A 21,616-nucleotide genomic window follows, 5' to 3' on the forward strand; every position below is an offset into this window, starting at 1 on the left:
CGACCATGAGTGGAGTCGCGCTGATCGGTTTCGGGTACTGGGGGCCGAACCTGGCCCGCAACCTGCAGAACCATGCCGGTTCCCGCTGGCGTTACCTGGTGGAGCTGTCGCCTGAGCGCGCCGCGCGCGCCCAGGCGCTCTACCCGCAGGTGAAGGTCGTCAGCGATCTCGACATCGTGCTCGACGACCCCGAGGTGACCGCCGCGATCGTGGCCACGCCGGCCGCCACGCACACGCCGCTGACCCGGCGCCTGCTGGACGCCGGCAAGCACGTCATGGTGGAGAAGCCGCTGGCGCTCAGCACCGAGGACGCGGCCTCGCTGGCCACCCAGGCCGACCGGGCCGGCCGGGTGCTGATGGTCGGGCACGTCTTCGAGTACGTCCCGGCCGTGCTGGAGATGAAGAAGATCATCGACGCCGGCGAGATCGGTGACCTGCTCTACCTGCACTCCCAGCGCCTCAACCTGGGCCGGATCCAGAGCGACGTGAACGCGTTCACGTCGATCGGCCCGCACGACGTCTCGATCGCGAACTTCCTGGTCGGCAAGGGCGCGGAGTGGGTCTCCGCGCGCGGCGCCCGCTACCTGAACGAGAACGTCGAGGACGTCGTGTTCGTGACGGTCGGCTACCCGGGCGGCGTGCTCGCCCACATGCACGTCAGCTGGCTGGACCCGTCCAAGACCCGCAAGACCACGGTCGTCGGCTCGCAGCAGATGATGGTCTTCGACGACGTCGACTCCGAGACCAAGCTCCGGGTGTACGACAAGGGCGCGGACCGGCTCGACCCGGACGCGTACGGTGCCTGGCAGTACAAGCTGCGCGACGGTGCCATGCGCGTGCCGAGCCTGCCGATGGCCGAGCCGCTCGGCGCGGAGCTCAAGCACTTCCTGGAGTGCGTCGACAACGGTGCCCGCCCGCGCACCGACGGGTGGAACGGCGTCGAGGTCGTCGCCGTCCTGGAGGCCGTCGAGGAGTCGCTGCGCAAGGGCGGCGACCAGATCGGGGTCAACACGCACCGGCCGGCCAGCTGATGAGCACCGTGATCAGCCCGCTGTCCGTCGTCGCCGACGGCGTCACGCTGGGGGACGGGAGCGTGGTCGAGGAGTTCTGCGTCATCGGCCGCTCCGGTCCCACCGACGAGAAGACGGTGATCGGCGACGGCGCGACGCTGCGCACGCACACCGTGCTCTACGCGGGCAACACGATCGGGCCGCGGTTCGCCACCGGCCACCACGCGCTGGTCCGCGAGTCGAACACGATCGGCGAGAACGTGTCGATCGGCTCGCTGTCGGTCGTCGAGCACCACGTGACGCTCGGCGACCGGGTGCGGATCCACTCGCAGTGCTTCATCCCGGAGTTCTCGGTGATCGAGGAGGACGCGTGGATCGGCCCGCGCGTCACGCTCACCAATGCGCCGTTCCCGCGCTGCCCTTCCGTCTCGACCTGCATGAAGGGCGTGCACATCGAGCGCGGCGCCAAGATCGGCGCGAACGCCACGATCCTGCCGGGTGTGCGGATCGGGGCGGGCGCCATCATCGGCTCGGGCACGGTCGTCACGCGTGACGTCGCGCCCGGCGCCGTGGTGGTCGGCAACCCCGGCCGTCAGACCAAGACCACGGACGAGCTGACCTGCCCGGCCGGTCTGGATCACCGTCCCTACCCACCCGTCGAGTCCATCGGAGCGAGCGCATGACGATTCCCCTCGTAGACCTCAAGGCGTCGTACGAGCGCCACAAGGCCGGCATCGACGCCGCGATGGCCGAGGTCATCACGAACACCCGGTTCATCGGTGGCAAGGAGCTCGTCGAGTTCGAGGAGGCGTTCGCCACGTTCTGCGGCGCCCGCTTCGCGATCGGCGTCGGCTCCGGCACCGCCGCGCTGCACCTCGCGATGGCCGCGCTCGAGGTCGGCCCCGGCGACGTGGTCGCGGTCCCCGCGCACACGTTCATCGCCACCGCGGAGCCGGTCGCCTGGCTCGGCGCCACCCCGCGCTTCGTGGACATCGAGCCGGAGACCGGCTGCATGGACCCGGCCGCGCTGAAGGCCGCGCTCGCCCCCGGCGACGTCAAGGCCGTCATTCCGGTGCACATCCACGGCCAGCCGGTCGACCTCGCCGCGATCGGCGCGATCGCGGAGGAGGCGGGCGTCCCGATCATCGAGGACGCGGCCCAGGCGCACGGCTCCTCGGTCACGCTGGCCGACGGCTCCGTGGTGCGCGCCGGTGCGTACGGTGCGATCTCCTGCTTCTCGTTCTACCCGGGCAAGAACCTCGGCGCGTTCGGTGACGCGGGCGCGCTCACCACGAACGACCCGGAGCTGGCCCAGAAGCTCAAGAAGCTGCGCGACCACGGCCGCCTCAGCAAGTACGAGCACGACATCGTCGGCTACGCGCACCGCCTCGACACGCTGCAGGCCGCGATCCTGAGCGTCAAGCTGACCACGCTGGACGCGGACAACGACCGCCGCCGCGAGATCGCCGCCGGGTACCGGGCCGGCCTCGAGGGCGTCGGCGACCTGCGGTTCGTCACCGAGGCCCCGGGCCGTCGCGGCGTCTACCACCACTTCGTGATCCACACCGCCGACCGGGACGCGCTGCTCGCGCACCTCAAGGCGGCCGGGATCGGCGCGGGCATCCACTTCCCGCTGCCGCTGCACCTGCAGCCGGCGTTCGCGTACCTCGGCGGCAAGCGGGGCGACCTGCCGAACACCGAGGCGTTCGAGTCGACCTGCGTGTCGCTGCCGATCTACCCGGAGCTGACGGACGCGCAGCGCGACGAGGTCATTGCCGCGGTCCGCTCGTACTTCGACGGGAACTGATGTCCGAGTCCTTCGCGACGGCGGGCGGGTCTGCGGACCCCCCGCCGTCGCTTCGCATCCTGGCGGTCACCAACCTGTGGCCGTCCCCCGGCGGGTTCCGTGGCGTCTTCGTCCGTGACCAGGTCGAGTCGCTGCGCGCGGCCGGCCACCACGTCGACGTCGAGGTCGTCGCGCAGCAGCGCGGCAAGTCCGACTACCTGACCGCGGCCCCGCGCGTCCGCGCCCGCGCCGCCGCCGGCGGATACGACCTGGTGCACGTCCACTACGGACTGACCGCGCTCGCCTCCCGGCTGATCAAGGGCACCCCCAGGGTCCTCTCGCTGTACGGCAGTGACGTCAACGAGCCCTGGCAGCGCCGCATCACCCGGGCCACCACCGGCACGGTCGCGGCCACGATCTACCCGTCCCGGCGTCTCGCGGCCGCGGCCGGCGATCCAGACGGCTTCGTCGTGCCGAACGCGGTCGACTTCGACCTGTTCACGCCGCCCGCCACCGACGACGACCGGGAGCGGATCCGCGCCTCGTTCGGCATCGCGCCCGGCGACCAGGTCGTGCTCTTCGGCGGCCTGCCGGAGAACCAGGTCAAGGGGTACGACGTGTTCCGCGCCGTCCTCGACAAGCTCTCCGCCACCGGCGCGCCGATCCGCGAACTCGTCCTCGCCGAGGCCGGCCAGGAACGCGACGCCGTGGTCCGCAAATTCGCCGCCTCGGACGCGCTGCTGCTCACGTCCCGCCGCGGCACGGAGAGCGGCCCGCTGGTGGTCAAGGAGGCCGCCGTGATGGGCGTTCCCGTGGTCACGGTCGACGTCGGCGACACCCCGGAGATCCTGGACGGCGTCAGCCCGTCCGCGATCGTGCCGTTCCCGGACCCGTGGGGGACCGCCGCGGCGACCGATGAGCTGGTGGCGAACCTCGCGGCCGCGCTCGCGCCGATCCTCGAGGCCCGCACCCGCGCGGACGGCCGCGAACGGCTGCGCCGCCTCGCCCCGGACGCGGTCACGGCCACGCTGGTCGACGTCTACCGCCGGGTCCTCGCCACCGCGGGCGGCACCCGATGACCACCCCCTCGAAGCCCGCCCCGGACGCCCCGTCCATATCCGACGCCGCGACGCCGTCCTCCGCGACGCCGTCCTCCGCCGCGCTGGACGCGCAGCCGTCGTCGGACGCCGCGCCGAGCACGCGGCCCGCCGCGGCCCCGGACGCGCAGCCGTCGTCGGACGCGACGCCGGGTGCCCGGCCGTCGCCGGACACGGCCCGATCGCGGGCCGCCGCGCCGGCCGCGGTCGCGGAGGCCGGGACCGCCCGGCCCACGGACGCCCGGTCCCGGGCCCGGCGGTGGCTGGCCGACCTCGGCCCGGCCGTCCTGGCGTACCTGGTGCTGCGGCTGATCTGTCTCGCCGCGCTGGCCGTCTTCGCGCGGCTGGCCGGAACGCCGCTCACCGCCGCGCTGACCGACTTCGACGCCACCTGGTACGTCGGCATCGCCACCGGCGGCTACGACGAGGCGATCCCGGTCAAGGCGGACGGCACGCTCGCCAGCACCAACCTCGCCTTCTTCCCGCTCTTCCCGGCCCTGATCGCGCTGTTCAACCCGGTGCTGCCGGGCGGCGCCGCGATCAGTGGCGTGCTCGTCTCCTGGATCGCGGGCCTGTTCGCCGCCGCCGGTCTCGCCGCGATCGGCCTGCACCTGCGCGACCGCCGCACCGGCATCGCGCTGGCCGCGGTCTGGGCCGTCCTGCCGCACGCGCTGGTCCAGTCCATGGGCTACAGCGAGACCCTGTTCACGGCGCTCGCCGCGTGGTCACTGTGGGCGCTGCTGCGGCACCGGTGGCTGACCGCCGGCCTGCTGTGCGTCCTCGCCGGCCTGACCCGTCCCACCGGTGGCGCCCTCGCGGTCGCGGTCGGGCTGGCGGCCCTCTTCGCCGTCATCCACAACCGTGGCCGCTTCACCGGCGGCGGCTGGCGCCCGTGGCTGGCCGGTGCGCTGTCGCCGCTCGGCATGCTGAGCTTCATCGGCTGGGTCGGTCTCCGGCTCGGCCAGGCCGACGGCTACTTCCGGGTGCAGGGTGACGCCTGGGGCATGGCGTTCGACGGCGGCGTCTACACGCTGCGGACCCTGAAGGCGATCCTGACGGACGCGCAGCCGCTCGCGCTGTACATGGCCACCGCGGTCCTCGCGGTCGCGGTGCTGCTGCTGTTCCTGGGCATCACCGAGCGGCTGCCCTGGCCGCTGCTGGTCTACGCGGCCCTGGTGCTGGCCCTGGCGCTGGGCGGGGAGGGGTACTACCACTCCAAGTCCCGCCTGCTGGTCCCGGCGTTCCCGCTGCTGATCCCGGTGGCGTACGCGCTGGCCCGGGCGCGGATCCCGCAACTGGCCGTGGTGATCGCGGCGCTGACCGCGCTCTCCGCCTGGTTCGGTTCCTATCTCGCGCTGGTGTGGGAGTTCTCGCCCTGATGCGTCACGGAAAGGCCCGGTCCTTCGAGGGCCGGGCCTTTCCGCGTGGTACGCGTGAAAGACCAAAGTGACCGGCCGCCGCACATTCTCCATGGCGACGACACTCATTACTGTTTACGGCCCGTCGAAACACCGATAAGGGCTGATTATCGGCTCAGGGTGTGATTTGTCGGTCGAAACCCCTAGACCGACTCCTCCAGCAGCGCCCGCCCGATCGCCGTCATCTGGTGCAGCACCAGGTTCGCGTGCCGTCGGCTGGTGATCAGGCCCGCTTCGCGCAGGACCGTTGCGTGGTGGCTGGCGGTGGCCGGCGATATGCCGACCCGGCGGGATATCTCGCCGGTGGTCGCCGCCACCGAGACCGCGCGGAGGACCTCCAGGCGCGTGGCGCCGATCAGCGGGCCCAGGCGCCGGCTCCCGTCCGGGGTGCCGACGGCGGCGGCCTCACGCTGGCGGTGGGCGGGGTAGACGAGCATCGGCGGCAGTTCCGGGTTGGCCAGCGCGATCGGGTCCTGCCAGCAGAAGTACGACGGCACGAGCAGCAGGCCGCGGCCGTCGAGGTGCATGTCGCGGTCCATCGGGTAGCCGTGGATCTGGAGGACCGGCGCGTTCCACTCGCAGCGCGGGCCGAGGTCGTCGAGGAGGTGGCCGGCGCCGTGGTCGAGCATCATGGTGCCGCGCAGCGCACGGTCGTCCGCGACGGCGCCGGAGATCTCGGTCCAGTACGGCGCGATCGCGACCTCGAAGTAGCGGCGCATGCCGTCGCCGAGCGCGTGCATGGCCTGCGGGCGGCCGGAGGCGAGGTCGTCGAGCCAGACGTCGGCACCGGCCGGGTCCGGGATCATCCGGATCTCCTCGCTGACCCGGGCGGCATCGGTGTGCTGCAGCATGTCGATGCCCTGGTCGAGCGTGGTGACGTCGCCCGGGGTGAGGAAGTCCGGGAAGTACCGGCCGAGCGGTGAGATCGGCAGCAGCGTGCTGCGGAGCAGGCCGGTCATGTTGTGCCGGCCCAGGTCGAGGCGCACCTGACGGTGCCAGCCCTCGTATGCGGCGTAGCCACGCCGGGTCTGCAGCCGGTGCAGGCTGCACACGATCTCCCACAGCGGATCGGGACGCCGGGCGACGCGGGTGCGCGCCACGTCCTCGGAAGTGAAGTGGATCGACAGTGTGCCCATTGTCCGAGTGTCCACACAAGGGTCGGCGGGGCGCTGCCGATTGCGCGGCAACGCGGTACTCCTGAAGTTTAAAGGGGACGGCGACCCCCCGTCAGCCGCCGTCCCGCACCTAGAGTGATGGCAGCCGGACCAGCGGGCCATGGACGTTCGAGCAGGATCGAAATACGGACTTGATTTGCACGATCCAGGTCGATTTGATGGCAGGCATGTCGTTTCGGCTCCGGCGATTCCGGTCCGTCCTGGTCGCCGGTGCCGGTGCCCTGCTGCTCACCGTGCTCGCGGCCGCGGCCCCGCTGATCGCCGCGCTCTACGGCACCGGACCGCAGGACACGTTCGCGGACGATCTCGACGCGTTCGGCATGCCGTACGGCATCGCCGGCGGCGTGTCCACTGTGCACTGGCTCGGGCTGGAGCCGGGGATCGGCCGCGACCTGCTGATCCAGATCATCTACGGCGTGCGTACGTCGCTGGTGGTCGTCGCGCCGGCCGTGCTGCTGGCCACGGTGCTGGGCACCGTGATCGGCGGGCTGGCCGGCCTGATCGGCGGCTGGGTCGACGCGCTGCTCACCTGGATCACCGACGTGGCGATCGCGCTGCCGCTGCTGCTCTGCGCGATCGCCGTGATCCGGCCGCTGGAGCTGGCGTTCTACGGGCCGCGCGACGCGGTGCCGGGCTGGTTCCGGATGGTCACGCTGATCGGCCTGTTCGCGGCGTTCGGCTGGACCGGCGTGGCCCGGATGGTCCGCACCCAGGTCCGGGCGCTGCGCGAGCGGGACTTCGTGACCGCGGCGGTCTCGCTCGGCGCCCGCCCCGGCCGGATCCTGCGCCGCGAGGTGCTGCCGCATCTCGGCCCGCCGATCGTGGCCGGCGCGTCGCTGCTGCTGCCGATGTTCATGTCCGCGGGCGCGGCGCTGAGCTTCCTCGGGCTGGGCGTGCTGGAGCCCACGCCGGACCTCGGCCGGACGATCCAGCGCAGTCTCGGCTACCTGCAGACCGATCCGGCGTACGTGCTGTTCCCGGGCATCGCGCTGATCGCCATGGTGTTCGTCTTCACGGCGCTGGGCGAGTCGGTGCGGCGGGCCTTCGACCCGGGACCGGGCCGGTGATCCGCCGGCTGCTGCGCCGCTGCCTGCTCGGACTGCTCACCCTGGCGGGCGTGAGCGTGCTGGCGTTCCTGCTGCTGTTCGCGGTGCCGCGCGACCCGGCCGCCGCGATGTGCCAGAAGAACTGCGACACCGCGCGGCTGGAGCGCATCCGTGAGGAGTGGGGACTGGCCGATCCGGTGCCCGTGCAGTACCTGACGTTCGCGCGGAAGTTGGTCACCGGCGAGGAGGGCTGCCCGGCACCGTGCCTCGGCCGGTCCTACGTCACCGGCGAGCCGGTCGGTGCGATGCTGGCCCGCGCGCTGCCGGTGACCGCAAGCGTGGTGCTGCCCGCCGCGGTGCTGTGGGTGTCGTCCGGCGTGCTGCTGGGCACGGTCGCGGCGGCCCGTCCCCGCTCCGCCGTGGACCGGCTGGTCGGCGCGCTCTCGCTGGCCGGGCTCGCGCTGCCGCTCTACCTGGTCGGCGCCGTGCTGCTGCTGATCCTGGTGTACGGCACCGCGACGCTGCCACCACCCGGCTGGACCGCCCCGAGCGCGGACCCGGCACAATGGGCGTCCGGTCTGCTGCTGCCCTGGGTGACGCTCGGTGCGATGCTCGCGCCCGGTTACACCCGGTTGGCCCGCGCCCAGGTCGGCGACGCGCTCAGCACCGACTTCGTGCGCACCGCCGAGGCCAAGGGCCTGACCACGCGCGCGGTCGTCGGCCGGCACGCACTGCGCGCGTCGGCCGGCCCACTGGCCACGCTGGCCGCGCTCGATGTCGGTGCCGCGCTCGGCGGCACCGTCATCACGGAGATCACGTTCGGCCTGAACGGGCTGGGCCGGACCGTGATCGAGGCAGTACGCACGGACGACCTGCCGGTCGTGCTCGGCGCCGTGCTGCTCGGCGCCGTGTTCGTGATCGGTGCCAACACCGTCGTGGACGGCCTGCAGGCCGCGATCGACCCCCGTTTGCGCAGATAGGAGATCGATGAGGAGAGCGGTGACCCTCGCACTGGTCCTGGCGGCCTGTGCGGCCTGCACCGACAACCCCCGCGACGGTGGCACGCCGCCGGACGGGGACATCCGGCAGAACACCGGAGTTATCGCCACCGACCCGGCCGCGTCCCGCGGCCCGGCCCCCGAGGTGCCCGGCGCGACGCCCGGCGGCACCGTCACCATCTTCCGGGAGACCACGCTGGCCCGGCTGGACCCGCAGCGCATCTCCGCGTTCATGGGCCTGAGCATCTCCCAGCTGTACGCCCGGCGGCTCACCACCTACGCGGACGACGGCAACGGTACGCTCACGCTCGTCGGCGACCTCGCGGAGACGCCCGGCACGGACGTGCGCGGCGACTGCCGCACCTGGGAGTTCCGGATCAAGGAGAACGTGCGGTTCGAGACCGGTGCCCCGGTCACCGCGCGGGACGTCGCGTACGGCATCGCCCGCTCGTTCGACCTGACGCTCAGCGGCGGCCCCACGTACCTGCAGGAGTGGCTGGCGGACACCCCGCAGTTCGACACGGTCTACGACTTCGCGGCGGACCGGACCGCGCTGCCGCCCGGCGTCGAGGTGCCGGACGACCGGACGCTGCGGCTGAGCTTCCCGAAGCCGCACTGCGACCTGCCGTTCGCCGCCGCGCTGCCGGCCACCGCGCCGGTGCCGGCCGCGGCGGACACCGGCCTCGACTACGACAAGAAGCCGATCGCGACCGGCCCGTACCTGATCGAGGGCCGCACCGGCGACACCGAGCTCCGGCTGGTCCGCAACCCGCAGTGGGACCCGGCCACGGACGCGGTCCGGCACGCCTACCCGGACCGGTTCACGCTGTCGTTCGGCGCCGACCCGGTCACCCAGACCAACCGCATCCTCGCCGCCCAGGGCGCGGACGCGGCCGCGGTCTCGTTCGACGGGGTGCCTCCGTCGCTCATCTCGAAGGTGACCGGCGACGGCCTGCTGCGCTCGCCGACGCCCCGGCACAGCGTGCTGAACATCAACACCCGGCGGGTCACCGACCTGGCGGTCCGCCGCGCGCTGAACGCGGCCATCGACCGGGAGGACCTGGTCAAGGCGGTCGGCGGCGCCTCCGTCGCGCGCCCGGTCACCACGCTGCTGGCACCGAGCACGATCGGCTGGCGCGACTACGACGCGTACCCGGGCCCGGCGTCCCCGGCCGCGGGCATGCCGGAGCTGGTCCTGGCCCACCCGGACGACGCGGAGGGTCAGATCCTGGGCACCGTGCTGGCCAACAGCCTCCGGCGGGCGGGCTTCCGCATCCTCACCAAGGCGGTCCCGGCCGACGACTTCCTGGCCGACATCAAACGGCCGGACAACCCGTGGGACCTCTACCCGGACCACTGGGCGCCGGACTGGCCGAGCGGCGCCGCGGTCCTGCCGGCGCTCTACGACGGCCGGGGGATCAAGGCGACCGGCGGCAACAACGGGACGTCCTATCTGGACGCCCGCCCGCTGGACGCCGAGTTCGACCGGATCCTCGCCATGCCGCTGGACGCGCAGGGCGCGGAGTGGGCGGCCCTGGACGAGAGGATCATGCGGGAGTACGCGCCGGCGGTGCCGCTCTACGTCGAGCTGACCTGCACGGTGCGCGGCCCGCGGCTGGGCGGCCTCTTCGTCGACGGGGTGATCGGCAGCCCGGCGTTCGTCAACGCGTTCGTCCGGCCGTGACGACCGAAGATCCGGATCATCGTCCCGCTTCCGGCGGGGGCACCGTCCGCATGCTCCCGCGGGCACCGGTCGTCGCTGGCGCTCCTCCCTGCCGGTCCCGGCGTGGTGAACACCCTGCCGGTCCCGGCGTGGTGAACAGCCCGCCCGTCCGGGCGTGGTGAACACCCTGCCGGGTCCGGGCGTGGTGAACAGCCCGCCGGTCCCGGCGTGGTGAACAGCCCGCCGGTCCGGGCGTGGTGGACGCCGGCCGGTCCGGTGCGGGGACGCCGGGCCGGCGGGCCGGGTGACCCCGGCCCGGTCCCGTGCGTTGTCTCCTCGGACCCCGAAACCGAGGAGTGGAGTACAGCGATGTTCATGGTGACCGGGAACGCGGCGGAGGTGATCCGCCGGCTCGCGGAGCGGGAGCGGGCGCCGGCCGGCGCCGGGTTGCGGATCGCGGCCGACCCGCGGGCGGGCGAGTTGACCGTCGGGCTGTCGCCGCGGCCGACCCAGGGTGACACGGTGCTGGAGGCGGGTGGCGCGTACCTGTTCCTCTGCCCGGTGGCGCTCCGGGCGCTGGACGACAAGGCGCTGGACGCGACGATGACGGAGGACGGCGACTTCGATTTCGTCATGGCCGACCAGCCCTGACGTGAACCCCTCCGGACATGGTCGAGGCGTCCGCCGGGCCGCGGGAACGGCTCGGCGGACGCCTCGATCGGGAGCGGGGGTCAGTGACCGCTGAGGGTGATCATCTCCTCGCGCGGGACGACCTTGATCCGCTTGCGGCCGTGCGGCTCGCCAAGGCCGATCTCGTGCGCGTCCAGCAGCTGCCAGCCGGCCCAGCTGGTGTGCCGGACGCCCTTGCGGGACAGGTACTCCACGACCGCGTCCGCGTCGCGCTGGGTCGCCTCCGGCAGCTCGTCCGCGAGCAGACTCTGGACGGTCTCGTTCGCGTCGCCCTTGGTGTGACCGATCAGGCCGACCGGGCCGCGCTTGATCCAGCCGGTGACGTACACGCCGGGGATGTGGTTGCCGTCGATGTCCAGCACCCGGCCCGCGTCGTGCGGCACCGTTCCGTTGCGGGTGTCGAACGGCAGGTCGGCGAGCGGCCGGCTGAGGTAGCCGATGGCCCGGTAGACCGCCTGCACGTCCCAGTCGGTGAACTCGCCGGTGCCGCGCACGTTGCCGTCGCCGGTCAGCTCCTGCGTCTCGGTCCGCAGCCCGGTGACGCCGGTCTCCGGGTCGCCGAGGATCTCGGCCGGCGCCTGCAGGAAGTGCAGGTGCAGGCGGCGCTTGCGGTCCTCCCGCGGGTCGCGCATCGCCCAGTTCTGCAGGATGTCCACGCACATCTTGACGTGCCGGGTCTTGCGCATCTCCTCGAGGCTGCCCTCGTCGAACTCGATGCCCTCGGGGTGCACGATCACGTCGACGTTGGGGGAGTGGTCCAGCTCGCGCAGCTCCATCGGGGTGAACTTGACCTGCGCCGGGCCGCGCCGGGAGAACAGGTGCACGTCCGTCACCGGGCTGGCCAGCAGCCCCTGGTAGACGTTGTCCGGGATCTCCGTCTCGAGCAGCTCGTCCGCGGTCTTGGCGAGCACCCGGGCGACGTCGACGGCCACGTTGCCGGCGCCGATCACGGCGACCTTGGTGGCGGTCAGCGGCCACTCACGCGGCACGTCCGGGTGGCCGTCGTACCAGCTGACGAAGTCCGCGGCGCCGAAGCTGCCGGGCAGGTCGACGCCCGGGATGTGCAGCACCCGGTCCTTGTCCGCGCCGGTCGCGAAGATCAGCGCGTCGTAGAACGGGCGCAGCTCCTCCAGCTTGACGTCCACGCCGTAGTCGACGTTGCCGATGAACCGGATCCGCGGGTTGTCCAGCACCTTGTGCAGGGCGTTGATGATTTCCTTGATCCGCGGGTGGTCGGGGGCGACACCGTACCGGATCAGGCCGTACGGCGTGGGCAGCCGGTCAAAGACGTCGACGGTCGCTGTCGGGTGGTTCTTCGACAGGATGTCGGCCGCGTAGATGCCGGCCGGACCGGCGCCGATGACGGCAACCCGCAGTGGGCGCTGCTCCTCCATGGTGGGTTTTCCCTCGCTCGATCGCGCGTAAGTCTGACCGCCCAGGTTAGGTCAGCCTTAGTTGGAATCTCGGCACCACCGGGTGTGAGCCTGATCATGTTGAGCTGTTTTCCCAGCTCAGGGCCGTTTGTTGCCGCTGGGTTTCTGCTCAGTTCGCGGGACGGTACGCCGAACGTGGCGCCATGAGGTTCGAGTCCGTCGACGACGACTACCAGGTCGAGCACTGGACCCGGCAGATCCGGATGGGCTGCTGGATCGCCATCGTGATCTCGACGGTGGGCGCGGTGCGGGTGTTCCTGGACTGGCCCGAGCCGTCCCGCTGGCTGGTCCTCGTGATCGGCGCGGCGGTGCTGGCCCAAGCCGGGCTGCTCTGGCTGCCCTGGGCCCGGATCATCCGCCGGCGGCACGCCCGGGAGTGGCTGTTCCTGTGGTGGCTGCTCGAACTTCCGCTGCTCTACGTCTTCGCCCGCGGAGACGAGGCCGCGCTGGCGATCTTCCCGGCCGGCGCGATCGTCGTCATGGTGACCGCGGCCGTGCTCTACCCACCGGTCGCGATCGCCGGGCTCGGCGTGCTCTCCGTCGGCGCGTTCCTGACGCTCGCGCACGGCCACCCGGACGCCCAGCCGACGATGGTCGCCGGCCTGGTGGCCGTGCTGGTCTCGGTCGTCGCGACCTGCGTGCTCACCGCGCAGGGCCGGCTCGCCCAGGACACCCGCCGCCGCGCCGCCGAGGACCGCACCGAGGCGCTGCTGCAGAACGCGTCCGACCTGGTGCTGGCGGTCGGCGAGGACGGCGAGGTGACCTACGCCAGCCCGTCCGCGCGCGAGCTGCTCGGCCGCGACCCGGCCTGGATCACCGGCGACCGGCTCGGCCAGATGGTGCACCCGGAGGACCTGCCGCAGGCGCGCGAGTTCATGTCCGCGCTGTTCGCCGGCGGGCGTGAGCACACCGGCCGGATCGAGACGCGGCTGCGGCACGGCGACGGCACCTGGGTCTACACCGAGGCGATCGGCGTCAACCGGCTCTGCGACCCGAACCTGCGGGCCGCCGTGCTCAGCATCCGCGACGTCGGCGCCCGCAAGTACATGGAGGCGGAGCTGACCCGGCAGGCGTTCACGGACTCGCTGACCGGGCTGCCGAACCGCGCGCTCTTCCACGACCGGGTCAGCCACGCGGCGGCCCGGCATCACCGTGAGTCCGGCCGGATCACCCTCATGCTGATCGACCTGGACGACTTCAAGCTGGTCAACGACGGTCTCGGGCACACCGCCGGCGACCAGCTGCTGCGGGTGATCGCGCAGCGGCTCTCCGCGCAGCTGCGCCCGGCGGACACGCTGGCCCGGCTCGGCGGCGACGAGTTCGCGGTGCTGATCGAGGACCTGACCGAGCTCGAGGCCGCGGAGCTGGCCGACCGGCTGGTCCGCGCGGTCCGCGAACCGGTCACGCTCGGCGTCCGCGACGTCATCTGCACCGCCAGCATCGGCATCTCGGTGATCAAGGCGGGCACGCACGACCTCGGCGAGGCCGACGAGCTGCTGCGCGACGCGGACCTGGCGATGTACGCGGCGAAGGCGGCCGGCCGGGACGGCTACGCGGTGTTCGACCCGGCCACGCACGCGGACGTGCTGGCCGAGGCGGAGCAGCGGGCCGCGCTGGAGCGGGCGCTGCTCGAGGAGCAGTTCGTCGTGCACTACCAGCCGATCGTGGAGCTGCCCGCGCGCGAGCTGATCGGCTTCGAGGCGCTGGTCCGCTGGAACCATCCGGTCAACGGGCTGGTCGGGCCGCTCACGTTCATCCCGCTCGCGGAGGCGACCGGGCTGATCGTGCCGCTCGGCCGCTGGGTGCTCGACCAGGCCTGCCGGCAGCTCGCCGCGTGGACCGCCGACCACCCGGAGGCCGCGAAGCTGCGGATGAGCGTGAACCTCTCACCCCGGCAGTTCCAGCACTCCGGCCTGGTGTCCGAGGTCGCGGGGATCATCGAGCGCACCGGCGTACCGGCCGACAAGCTCGTTCTGGAGATCACCGAGTCGTTGCTGATGAAGGACACCGAGGCCACCGTCCGTACCCTCGAGGCGCTCAAGGCTCTCGGGGTGCGGCTCGCGGTCGACGACTTCGGCACCGGGTACTCCTCGCTCAGCTACCTCAAGCGGTTCCCGGTCGACATCCTCAAGATCGACCGTTCGTTCGTGGACGGGATCACCGCGGACGCCGGTGACGCCACGCTCGCCGAGGCGGTCGTGCAGCTCGGCCGCACGCTGCAGCTGCAGACCGTGGCCGAGGGCATCGAGACCGCCGACCAGTGGTCCACGCTGCGCGAGCTCGGCTGCGAGTACGGCCAGGGCTACCTCTTCGCCCGCCCGGTCGCGGCGGACGAGATCGTGCCGTTGATCCGCTCCCGACCCAGTGGCCACGTTGACCCCATAGCGGAGTAAACGCCTCAGGTAGGGCCGTCCGCGGCCGATGAGGGCACCGATGGACCAGACCTTCCGTCCGCTGATGGACGCGCTGAAGCGGCGTGGCGTCGACCCGCAGATGGTCGACTACGCCGCCGAGGAGGCGGAACGCAGCGGGCGCTCGATGCGCGCGGTGCTGATCAACGACCAGATCGTCACCGAGCAGGAGCTGACCGCCGCCGCGGCCGACGCGTACGGCGTCCAGACCGTGGACCTGGTCGGCTACCCGATCGAGCAGGCGGCGCTGCAGAAGATCCCACTGTCGCTGGTCCAGCGGCACCGGGTCATCGGCATCACGATCGAGGGCAACGAGCTCACGGTCGGCGTCACCGACCCGGCCGACGTGGTCGCGCTGGACGACGTGCGCGCCGCCACCGGCATGGTGATCCGCCCGGTCGTGGTCGCGCGCACCGAGGTCCGCAAGATCATCGAGAAGCTGCAGCGTGAGGAGAGCGACCTCGGCGACATGGCCGAGGCGCTGCGCGTGGAGCAGCCGTCCTCGATGACCGCGGTCACCTCGGGCGACGAGGACGCGCCGATCGTCCGGTACGTCAACTCGCTGATCGAGCAGGCCATCCAGAACCGCGCGTCCGACCTGCACCTCGAACCCAGCGAGACGGACCTGCGCGTGCGCTACCGGATCGACGGCGTGCTGCACGAGGTCGACACCGTGCCGCAGGCCGTGCAGAGCGCGCTGATCTCCCGCTTGAAGATCATGTCGAACGTCGACATCACCGAGCGCCGCATCCCGCAGAACGGCCGCATCACGATGCAGCTCAACAACCGCAAGGTCGACCTGCGCGCCGCCACGCTCCCCACGGTCTGGGGCGAGAAGATCGTCCTGCGCGTGCTCGACACCGGCGGCATCAACCTCGACCTGGCCGGATTCGGCTTCACCGAGGACAACTACGAGCGCTTCTCCGCGTCGTTCGCCAAACCGCACGGCATGCTGCTGGTCACCGGCCCGACCGGTTCCGGAAAGTCCACCACGCTGTACGCCACGCTCGCGAAGATCAGCAAGCCGACGGTCAACATCATCACGGTCGAGGACCCGGTGGAGTACCGGCTGCCCGGCATCAACCAGGTCCAGGTCAACATCAAGGCCGGCCTGACGTTCGCCGCGGTCCTCCCGGCCATCCTGCGCTCCGACCCCGACGTGGTGCTGATCGGTGAGATCCGGGACGGCACCACCGCCCAGTTCGCGGTCGAGGCCGCGCTCACCGGTCACCTGGTGCTCTCCACGCTGCACACCAACGACGCGCCCAGCGCCATCGTCCGCCTCACCGAGATGGGCATCGAACCGTTCCTGGTCGGCTCGTCCGTCGACTGCGTCCTCGCCCAGCGCCTCGCCCGCCGCCTCTGCGACTGGTGCAAGACCGAGTACTACCCGCCCGACGCCGAGCTCGAGGCCGCCCGCTGGCCGTTCGACCAGTGGGACCCGCCCGCCCAGCTCTGGAAGCCGGTCGGCTGCCGCAGCTGCGCCGGCACCGGCTACAAGGGCCGCCTCGCGGTCCACGAGGTCATGCCGGTCACCGAGGAGATCGAGAAGCTCGCGGTCGCCCGCGCCCCGGCCAGCGACATCCACGCCGTGGCCCAGGCCCAGGGCATGTTCGACCTGCGCATCGACGGCCTCCTCAAGGCCGCCAACGGCCAGACCTCCATCTCCGAGGTCCTCCGCGTCGCCATCTGACCACCCCGAAACCCACCACCCGCGCGAACAGCGCCGTCCGTGTCAGCTGCTGTCCGTGTCAGCTGCTGTCCGTGTCAGCTGCTGTCCGTGTCAGCTGCTGTCCGTGTCAGCCGCTGTCCTTGTCAGCTCAGCCGCTATCCGCGTCAACTGCTGTCCGCGTCAGCCGCCGTCCGCGTTAGCTCACCCGCCGTCCGTGTCAGCCGCCGTCGCGTGTCCGCGGCGGTCGAGGGCGCGCCGATACTGTCCGGCCGGGCACTTCCTGTCCGAAATATCGCTGTAAGTCGGTAACGCTGACCGGCGCACGCGCTGCCGGGTCGTGGGTGGAGGACCGGGGGAAGCGAAGCGATCATTGACCGATACGAAAGCGAGGTCAACCGGCGGAGAAAACCGCCGGATTGTATCGATCAATGATCATCTCACCGGATACCGGGCTGTAGCGGAGTCTGGGACGCGGTGCGGCCTCTCGCAAGCGGTCGGGGATAAGCTCATATTTCCGGCATTTGGTGCTGTAGCCGTGGCCGCAAGCCGACGCCGGAAGCCGACGCCGTCGCCGGAAGGCGACGCCGTCGCCGGAAGGCGACGCCGTCGCCGGAAGCCGTCGCCGGAAGCCGACGCTGTAGCCGGAAGCCGACGCTGTAGCCGGAAGCCGACGCTGTAGCCGGAAGCCGACGCCGTCGCCGGAAGCCGACGCCGTCGCCGGAAGCCGACGCTGTAGCCGGAAGCCGACGCTGTAGCCGGAAGCCGACGCTGTAGCCGGAAGCCGACGCTGTAGCCGGAAGCCGACGCCGTCGCCGGAAGCCGACGCCGTCGCCGGAAGCCGACGCCATCGCTGGGCGACGTCGTCGCCGGGGCGGTGCCATCGCCGGGGCGGTGCCGGCGGTGGAGCCGGTGTCGGCGGGTGTGGGTGCCGGTGTGGGTGTGGGGTGGTGGGGATGCCGCCGCGCGGCCGGGACGTGCGCGGCGGCGGACGTCGCGGATCGTGGTGACCAACGGCGGGACCGGCTCCGTCGCGGCGTCCGGAGCGGAGCGCCAGCGGAGTCGGAGGACACCGCGCGGTTTGCCCGCGGGAGCGTGCGGGCCGCACCACGCCGGGAGCGGGAATGCCGGGGTCCGGGTTCGTTCCCGGTTTTCGGGCAACGCCGCGGGCGGGTGGCCGGGCCGGGAGCGCGGCGACCGAGGGCGATCCGGGCCGCGAATCGTACGCGGCGGTGTCTAAGGTCCGCAGGCCTTCTGCCGAAGTCATCGGTGTCCCGCTGAAAGGCGGGCCCCCCGTTCGACCTCGAAGGAGCCGCGGTGATCGTAGAGCAGACGCTCGACGACCTGGTGGCGGGCGGTGACCGGAATGACAACCGGGATTCCCTGGACGCCATGCTTCAGTCGCTGATTGAGGCGCAGGGCTCGGATCTGCACCTGACCGTCGGCGCCCCGCCGACGATCCGGGTGCACGGTGCGCTCAGCTACCTGCCCGACTACGAGCGGATGAGCCAGATCGACGTTGCGATGCTGGCCCGCGCGGCCACCAGCGACAGCCAGTGGGAGATCTTCCGGGACAGCAGCGAGCTGGACTTCGCGTACAGCGTGCCGCATATCGGGCGATTCCGGGTCAACCTGTATCAGCAGCGCGGATCGGTCGGCGCCGCCTTCCGAGCCATCGCGCAGCGGATCAGGCCGCTGGACGAGCTCGGCGTGCCGGACGCGGTCGGCCGGTTCGCGTCGCTGCACCGCGGGCTGGTGCTGGTCACCGGCCCGACCGGTTCCGGCAAGACGACCACGCTGGCCGCGCTGCTGGACCTCGCGAACCGCACCCGCTCATCGCACATCGTGACGATCGAGGACCCGATCGAGTTCCTGCACCCGCACAAGAAGAGCCTGGTCAACCAGCGCGAGGTGGGTGCGGACACGAAGGACTTCTCGACCGCGCTGAAGCACGCGCTGCGCCAGGACCCGGACATCATCCTGGTCGGTGAGCTCCGCGACCTGGAGACCACGCAGACCGCGCTGACCGCGGCCGAGACCGGTCACCTGGTGCTGGCGACGCTGCACACGCAGAGCGCCACCCAGACCATCGACCGCATCATCGACATCTTCCCGCCGCACCAGCAGCAGCAGATCCGCGCGCAGCTGTCGATGGCACTGCAGGGCGTGGTCACGCAGGCGCTGTGCGCGCGGGCGGACGGCACCGGCCGCACCATCATCACCGAGATCATGACGGCGACGCCGGCCATCCGGTCGCTGATCCGTGAGGGCAAGACCCACCAGATCCCGTCGTTCATGCAGGCCGGCAGCGCCGACGGCATGTTGTCGTTCGACCAGCACCTGGCCGAGCGGGTACGGCACCAGATCATCACCTTCGAGCAGGCCGTCGACCTCTGCCATTCGGTCGAGGAACTGCGCCGCCTCACCGGACGGGTGTGACCGCATGGCAGCCACCAAGACCTTCGACTACAGCAGCGTCGACGCCACCGGCAAGCGCAGCAAGGGCAAGATCGACGCGTCGAACGAGGCGTCGGCCGCGCAGATGCTGCGGCAGCGCGGCATCGTGCCGCTCTCCATCGCCGAGTCGGGGCAGGGCCTCAACAAGGAGTTGAGCATCCCGGGCCTGAGCGGCCGGGTCACGCTCAAGGACCTGTCCGTCTTCTCGCGGCAGTTCGCGACGCTGACCGCGTCCGGCATGTCGCTGCTGCGCACGCTGGCGGTGCTGGAGGAGCAGACGACCAAGGCACCGCTGCGCAAGGCGCTCAGCGACATCCGCAGCGACGTCTCGGCCGGTGTCGCGCTCTCCGCGGCGATGGGCAAACACAACCGGATCTTTCCCACGCTGATGATCGCCATGATCCGCGCCGGTGAGGCCGGTGGTTTCATGGACCAGGCGCTGGAACGGATCGCGGTCAACTTCGAGAAGGACGCCGTTCTCCGCGGAAAGATCAAGAGCGCGCTGACGTACCCGGCGATCGTGTTGGGTTTCAGCTTCGTCCTGATCGCCGGCGTCCTCAAGTTCATCGTGCCGGTCTTCGAGAAGATGTTCCGGGACCTGGGCGGCGACCTGCCGCTCCCCACGAAGATCATCGTCAACGCCAGCCACAGCCTGCCCTGGACCGGGCCGCTGATGCTGGTGCTGGTGATCGGCGGCACCATCGGGGTCCGGCAGGGGCTGCGGCGCAGTCCCGCGTTCCGGCTCTGGTTCGACCGGGCGAAGCTGCGGCTGCCGGTCTTCGGCAGCCTGCTGCGGAAGATCGCGATCAGCCGCTTCTCCCGGAACCTCGGCACGCTGCTGTCCTCGGGCGTGCCCATGCTCCAGGCCCTCGACGTGGTCGGTGCCACCACCGGCAACGCCGTGATCGCGCACGCCATGAAGGACGTCCAGGACTCGATCCGGGACGGCCAGCCGATGTCCGCGCCGCTGGGCCGGCACTCCGTCTTCCCGCAGATGGTCACACAAATGATCGAGGTCGGCGAAGAGAGCGGCCAAATCAGTCAGATGCTCGGCAAGATTGCCGACTTCTATGACCGCGAGGTCGACACGGCGGCCGAAAGCCTCACCGCCTCGATCGAGCCTCTGATGGTGCTCTTCATGGGTGTCACGGTCGGATCGATGGTCGTCTGCCTCTACCTGCCGATGTTCACGGTCTACCAGAACATCGGCGGCACCTCCTGAAACACGCAACTCCATGCAGTTACCCGCACCACACCGGTCAAGGATGACCGATTCCCCCTCACCCCCGAGCGCCACAGGAGGCACTCAATGCAGCACCTCATCGCCAAGTCCCAGAAGAAGCGGGCCGAGAGCGACAAGGGCTTCACCCTGATCGAGCTGCTGGTGGTCGTCGTGATCATCGGCATCCTGGTCGCCATCGCCGTCCCGGTGTACCTGAACTACCGCAAGGGCGCGTCGAACAAGTCGGCCCAGTCCGACGTGCGCGCCGCGATCTCCGCGGTGGAGACGTTCTACACGGAGAACGGCAACAAGTACCCGGACAACGTGACCGCGACCGCGCCGGCCGCCCTCAACCTGGCGCTGACCGGCACCACCGGCACGCAGAAGTCGACGATCTCCGACGGCAACACGATCCGGTACGCCCGCAAGACGCTGACCAACTACGTCATCTGCGGCCAGAACGCGGACGGCCTGAAGTTCTTCGTCTACGACAACGCCAACGGCGGATCGGTCAAGGAGTCCACGGCCACCACCATGGACGCCTGCATCGCGAACGGCACCCCCACCACCCCGTAATGCCCGGCTCGGGCGGGGCAGCGGCGCAACCCGCCGCTGCCCCGCCCGCGCATCACCGCCCCGCCTTTTCTCCGCCCTGTCTTATCTCCGCCCTGTCTTATCTCCGCACTGTCTTTTCACCGCACGCCTCACCGACACCGCGCACCGAGAGGGGAACGGCCATGATGACTCCGCTGCTGGTACTGGCCGCCGTGCTCGGCCTCGCGATCGGCTCGTTCCTGAACGTCGTGATCTACCGGGTGCCGCGCGGCGAGTCGCTGGTGCACCCGGGCTCGGCCTGCCCCAGCTGCGGCGACGCCATCCGGCCCCGGCACAACGTGCCGGTGCTCGGCTGGCTGGCGCTGCGCGGGCGGTGCCACAGCTGCGCCGCGCCGATCAGCGTGCGGTACCCGCTGGTCGAGGCCGGCACCGCGCTGCTCTTCGTGGCGATCACCGCCCGCTTCGGGTGGACGCCGGAGCTGCCCGCCTATCTCTACCTGGCCGCGATCGCGGTCGCGCTGGCGCTCATCGACCTGGACGTCAAGCGCCTCCCGGACGCGATCGTGCTGCCCTCGTACGTCGTCGGCCTGGTGCTCCTGGCCCCCACGGTGGCGACCGCCGGCTGGGGGCACGCGCTGCGCGCGCTCGCCGCGATGGCCATGCTCTACCTGTTCTACTTCGGACTCGCCCACGTCTACCGGGGCGGCATGGGCTTCGGCGACGTCAAGCTCGCCGGTCTGCTCGGGCTCTACCTGGGCTGGCTCGGCTGGGACGCGGTCCTGGTCGGCGCCTTCGCCGGCTTCCTGCTCGGCGGCCTGGCCGGGATCGCGCTGCTGGCGTCGCGCCGCGCCACCGGCAAGTCCGAGGTGCCGTTCGGCCCGTACATGCTGCTCGGCGCGTTTCTCGCGATCTTCGCAGCCGGCCCCGTCGCCGGCTGGTATCTCTCGCTGCTCCCCACCGCCTGACCCACCCTCACCCGAGTTCCG

17 protein-coding genes are annotated in these 21,616 nt (G+C 71.4%); 15 read left to right on the plus strand and 2 right to left on the minus strand.

Annotated elements, in window-relative coordinates; translation table 11 throughout:
- The first annotated feature begins 5 nt into the window (after window positions 1-5).
- From J2S44_RS33070 to J2S44_RS33090, 5 genes are read left to right on the plus strand one after another with little or no spacing between them, the layout of a single operon-like run.
- Window positions 6-1,031 (plus strand): Gfo/Idh/MocA family protein, encoded by a 1,026-nt coding sequence (locus J2S44_RS33070; protein ID WP_310421934.1) that lies wholly within the window; start codon window positions 6-8, stop codon window positions 1,029-1,031.
- On the plus strand, window positions 1,031-1,693 hold the full coding sequence (locus tag J2S44_RS33075) for an acyltransferase (RefSeq protein WP_310421937.1): 663 nt from the start codon (window positions 1,031-1,033) through the stop codon (window positions 1,691-1,693). The genes J2S44_RS33070 and J2S44_RS33075 overlap by 1 nt, the downstream gene beginning before the upstream one ends.
- Window positions 1,690-2,817 carry a DegT/DnrJ/EryC1/StrS family aminotransferase gene (locus J2S44_RS33080; RefSeq protein ID WP_310421940.1) on the plus strand — a complete coding sequence of 376 codons (1,128 nt, stop codon included), beginning with the start codon at window positions 1,690-1,692 and terminating at the stop codon, window positions 2,815-2,817. Before J2S44_RS33075 ends, J2S44_RS33080 begins: the two co-directional genes overlap by 4 nt.
- Window positions 2,817-3,875 (plus strand): glycosyltransferase family 4 protein, encoded by a 1,059-nt coding sequence (locus J2S44_RS33085; RefSeq protein WP_310421944.1) that lies wholly within the window; start codon window positions 2,817-2,819, stop codon window positions 3,873-3,875. The genes J2S44_RS33080 and J2S44_RS33085 overlap by 1 nt, the downstream gene beginning before the upstream one ends.
- Entirely contained in the window at window positions 3,872-5,272 is a 1,401-nt protein-coding gene (locus tag J2S44_RS33090; RefSeq protein WP_310421947.1) for a hypothetical protein, read from the plus strand. The genes J2S44_RS33085 and J2S44_RS33090 overlap by 4 nt, the downstream gene beginning before the upstream one ends.
- Before the next feature lie 182 nt (window positions 5,273-5,454).
- Here the strand turns inward: J2S44_RS33090 and J2S44_RS33095 are convergent, their stop codons facing one another.
- Window positions 5,455-6,447, minus strand: a complete 993-nt coding sequence (locus tag J2S44_RS33095) for an ArsR/SmtB family transcription factor (protein WP_310421950.1) — start codon at window positions 6,445-6,447, stop codon at window positions 5,455-5,457.
- 206 nt (window positions 6,448-6,653) lie between these two features.
- Here J2S44_RS33095 and J2S44_RS33100 point away from each other — a divergent pair, with 206 nt between their 5' ends.
- The 4 genes from J2S44_RS33100 (at window position 6,654) to J2S44_RS33115 (ending at window position 10,844) form a co-directional block, all read left to right on the plus strand.
- Window positions 6,654-7,553 carry an ABC transporter permease gene (locus tag J2S44_RS33100; RefSeq protein ID WP_310421953.1) on the plus strand — a complete coding sequence of 300 codons (900 nt, stop codon included), beginning with the start codon at window positions 6,654-6,656 and terminating at the stop codon, window positions 7,551-7,553.
- A complete protein-coding gene (locus tag J2S44_RS33105) occupies window positions 7,550-8,512 on the plus strand; it encodes an ABC transporter permease (protein ID WP_310421955.1) in 963 nt (320 codons plus the stop codon). The genes J2S44_RS33100 and J2S44_RS33105 overlap by 4 nt, the downstream gene beginning before the upstream one ends.
- A gap of 19 nt (window positions 8,513-8,531) precedes the next feature.
- On the plus strand, window positions 8,532-10,214 hold the full coding sequence (locus J2S44_RS33110; protein ID WP_310421958.1) for an ABC transporter substrate-binding protein: 1,683 nt from the start codon (window positions 8,532-8,534) through the stop codon (window positions 10,212-10,214).
- A 348-nt stretch (window positions 10,215-10,562) separates the two neighbouring features.
- Complete coding sequence (locus J2S44_RS33115; RefSeq protein WP_310421961.1) at window positions 10,563-10,844, plus strand: adhesin; 282 nt, start codon at window positions 10,563-10,565, stop codon at window positions 10,842-10,844.
- Between the two features lie 80 nt (window positions 10,845-10,924).
- Here the strand turns inward: J2S44_RS33115 and J2S44_RS33120 are convergent, their stop codons facing one another.
- Window positions 10,925-12,277, minus strand: a complete 1,353-nt coding sequence (locus tag J2S44_RS33120; RefSeq protein WP_310421963.1) for an FAD-dependent oxidoreductase — start codon at window positions 12,275-12,277, stop codon at window positions 10,925-10,927.
- 182 nt (window positions 12,278-12,459) lie between these two features.
- On the opposite strand from J2S44_RS33120, the gene J2S44_RS33125 reads away from it, so the two are divergent.
- The 6 genes from J2S44_RS33125 to J2S44_RS33150 all read left to right on the plus strand — a co-directional run bounded on the left by J2S44_RS33125 (window position 12,460) and on the right by J2S44_RS33150 (window position 21,595).
- Complete coding sequence (locus tag J2S44_RS33125; RefSeq protein WP_310421966.1) at window positions 12,460-14,709, plus strand: putative bifunctional diguanylate cyclase/phosphodiesterase; 2,250 nt, start codon at window positions 12,460-12,462, stop codon at window positions 14,707-14,709.
- A gap of 40 nt (window positions 14,710-14,749) precedes the next feature.
- The gene (locus J2S44_RS33130) at window positions 14,750-16,420 is read left to right on the plus strand and encodes a GspE/PulE family protein (protein ID WP_310421969.1); all 1,671 of its coding nucleotides are present in this window, start codon (window positions 14,750-14,752) and stop codon (window positions 16,418-16,420) included.
- 1,293 nt (window positions 16,421-17,713) lie between these two features.
- A complete protein-coding gene (locus J2S44_RS33135; RefSeq protein WP_310421972.1) occupies window positions 17,714-18,835 on the plus strand; it encodes a type IV pilus twitching motility protein PilT in 1,122 nt (373 codons plus the stop codon).
- A gap of 4 nt (window positions 18,836-18,839) precedes the next feature.
- Window positions 18,840-20,075: a type II secretion system F family protein gene (locus J2S44_RS33140; RefSeq protein ID WP_310421975.1), complete on the plus strand. Its 1,236-nt coding sequence runs from the start codon at window positions 18,840-18,842 to the stop codon at window positions 20,073-20,075.
- An 87-nt stretch (window positions 20,076-20,162) separates the two neighbouring features.
- A complete protein-coding gene (locus J2S44_RS33145) occupies window positions 20,163-20,651 on the plus strand; it encodes a type II secretion system protein (protein ID WP_310421979.1) in 489 nt (162 codons plus the stop codon).
- 161 nt (window positions 20,652-20,812) lie between these two features.
- The gene (locus tag J2S44_RS33150) at window positions 20,813-21,595 is read left to right on the plus strand and encodes a prepilin peptidase (RefSeq protein ID WP_310421982.1); all 783 of its coding nucleotides are present in this window, start codon (window positions 20,813-20,815) and stop codon (window positions 21,593-21,595) included.
- Window positions 21,596-21,616 lie beyond the last annotated feature (21 nt).

It is taken from the genome of Catenuloplanes niger, from assembly GCF_031458255.1.
Taxonomy (GTDB): Bacteria; Actinomycetota; Actinomycetes; order Mycobacteriales; family Micromonosporaceae; genus Catenuloplanes; species Catenuloplanes niger.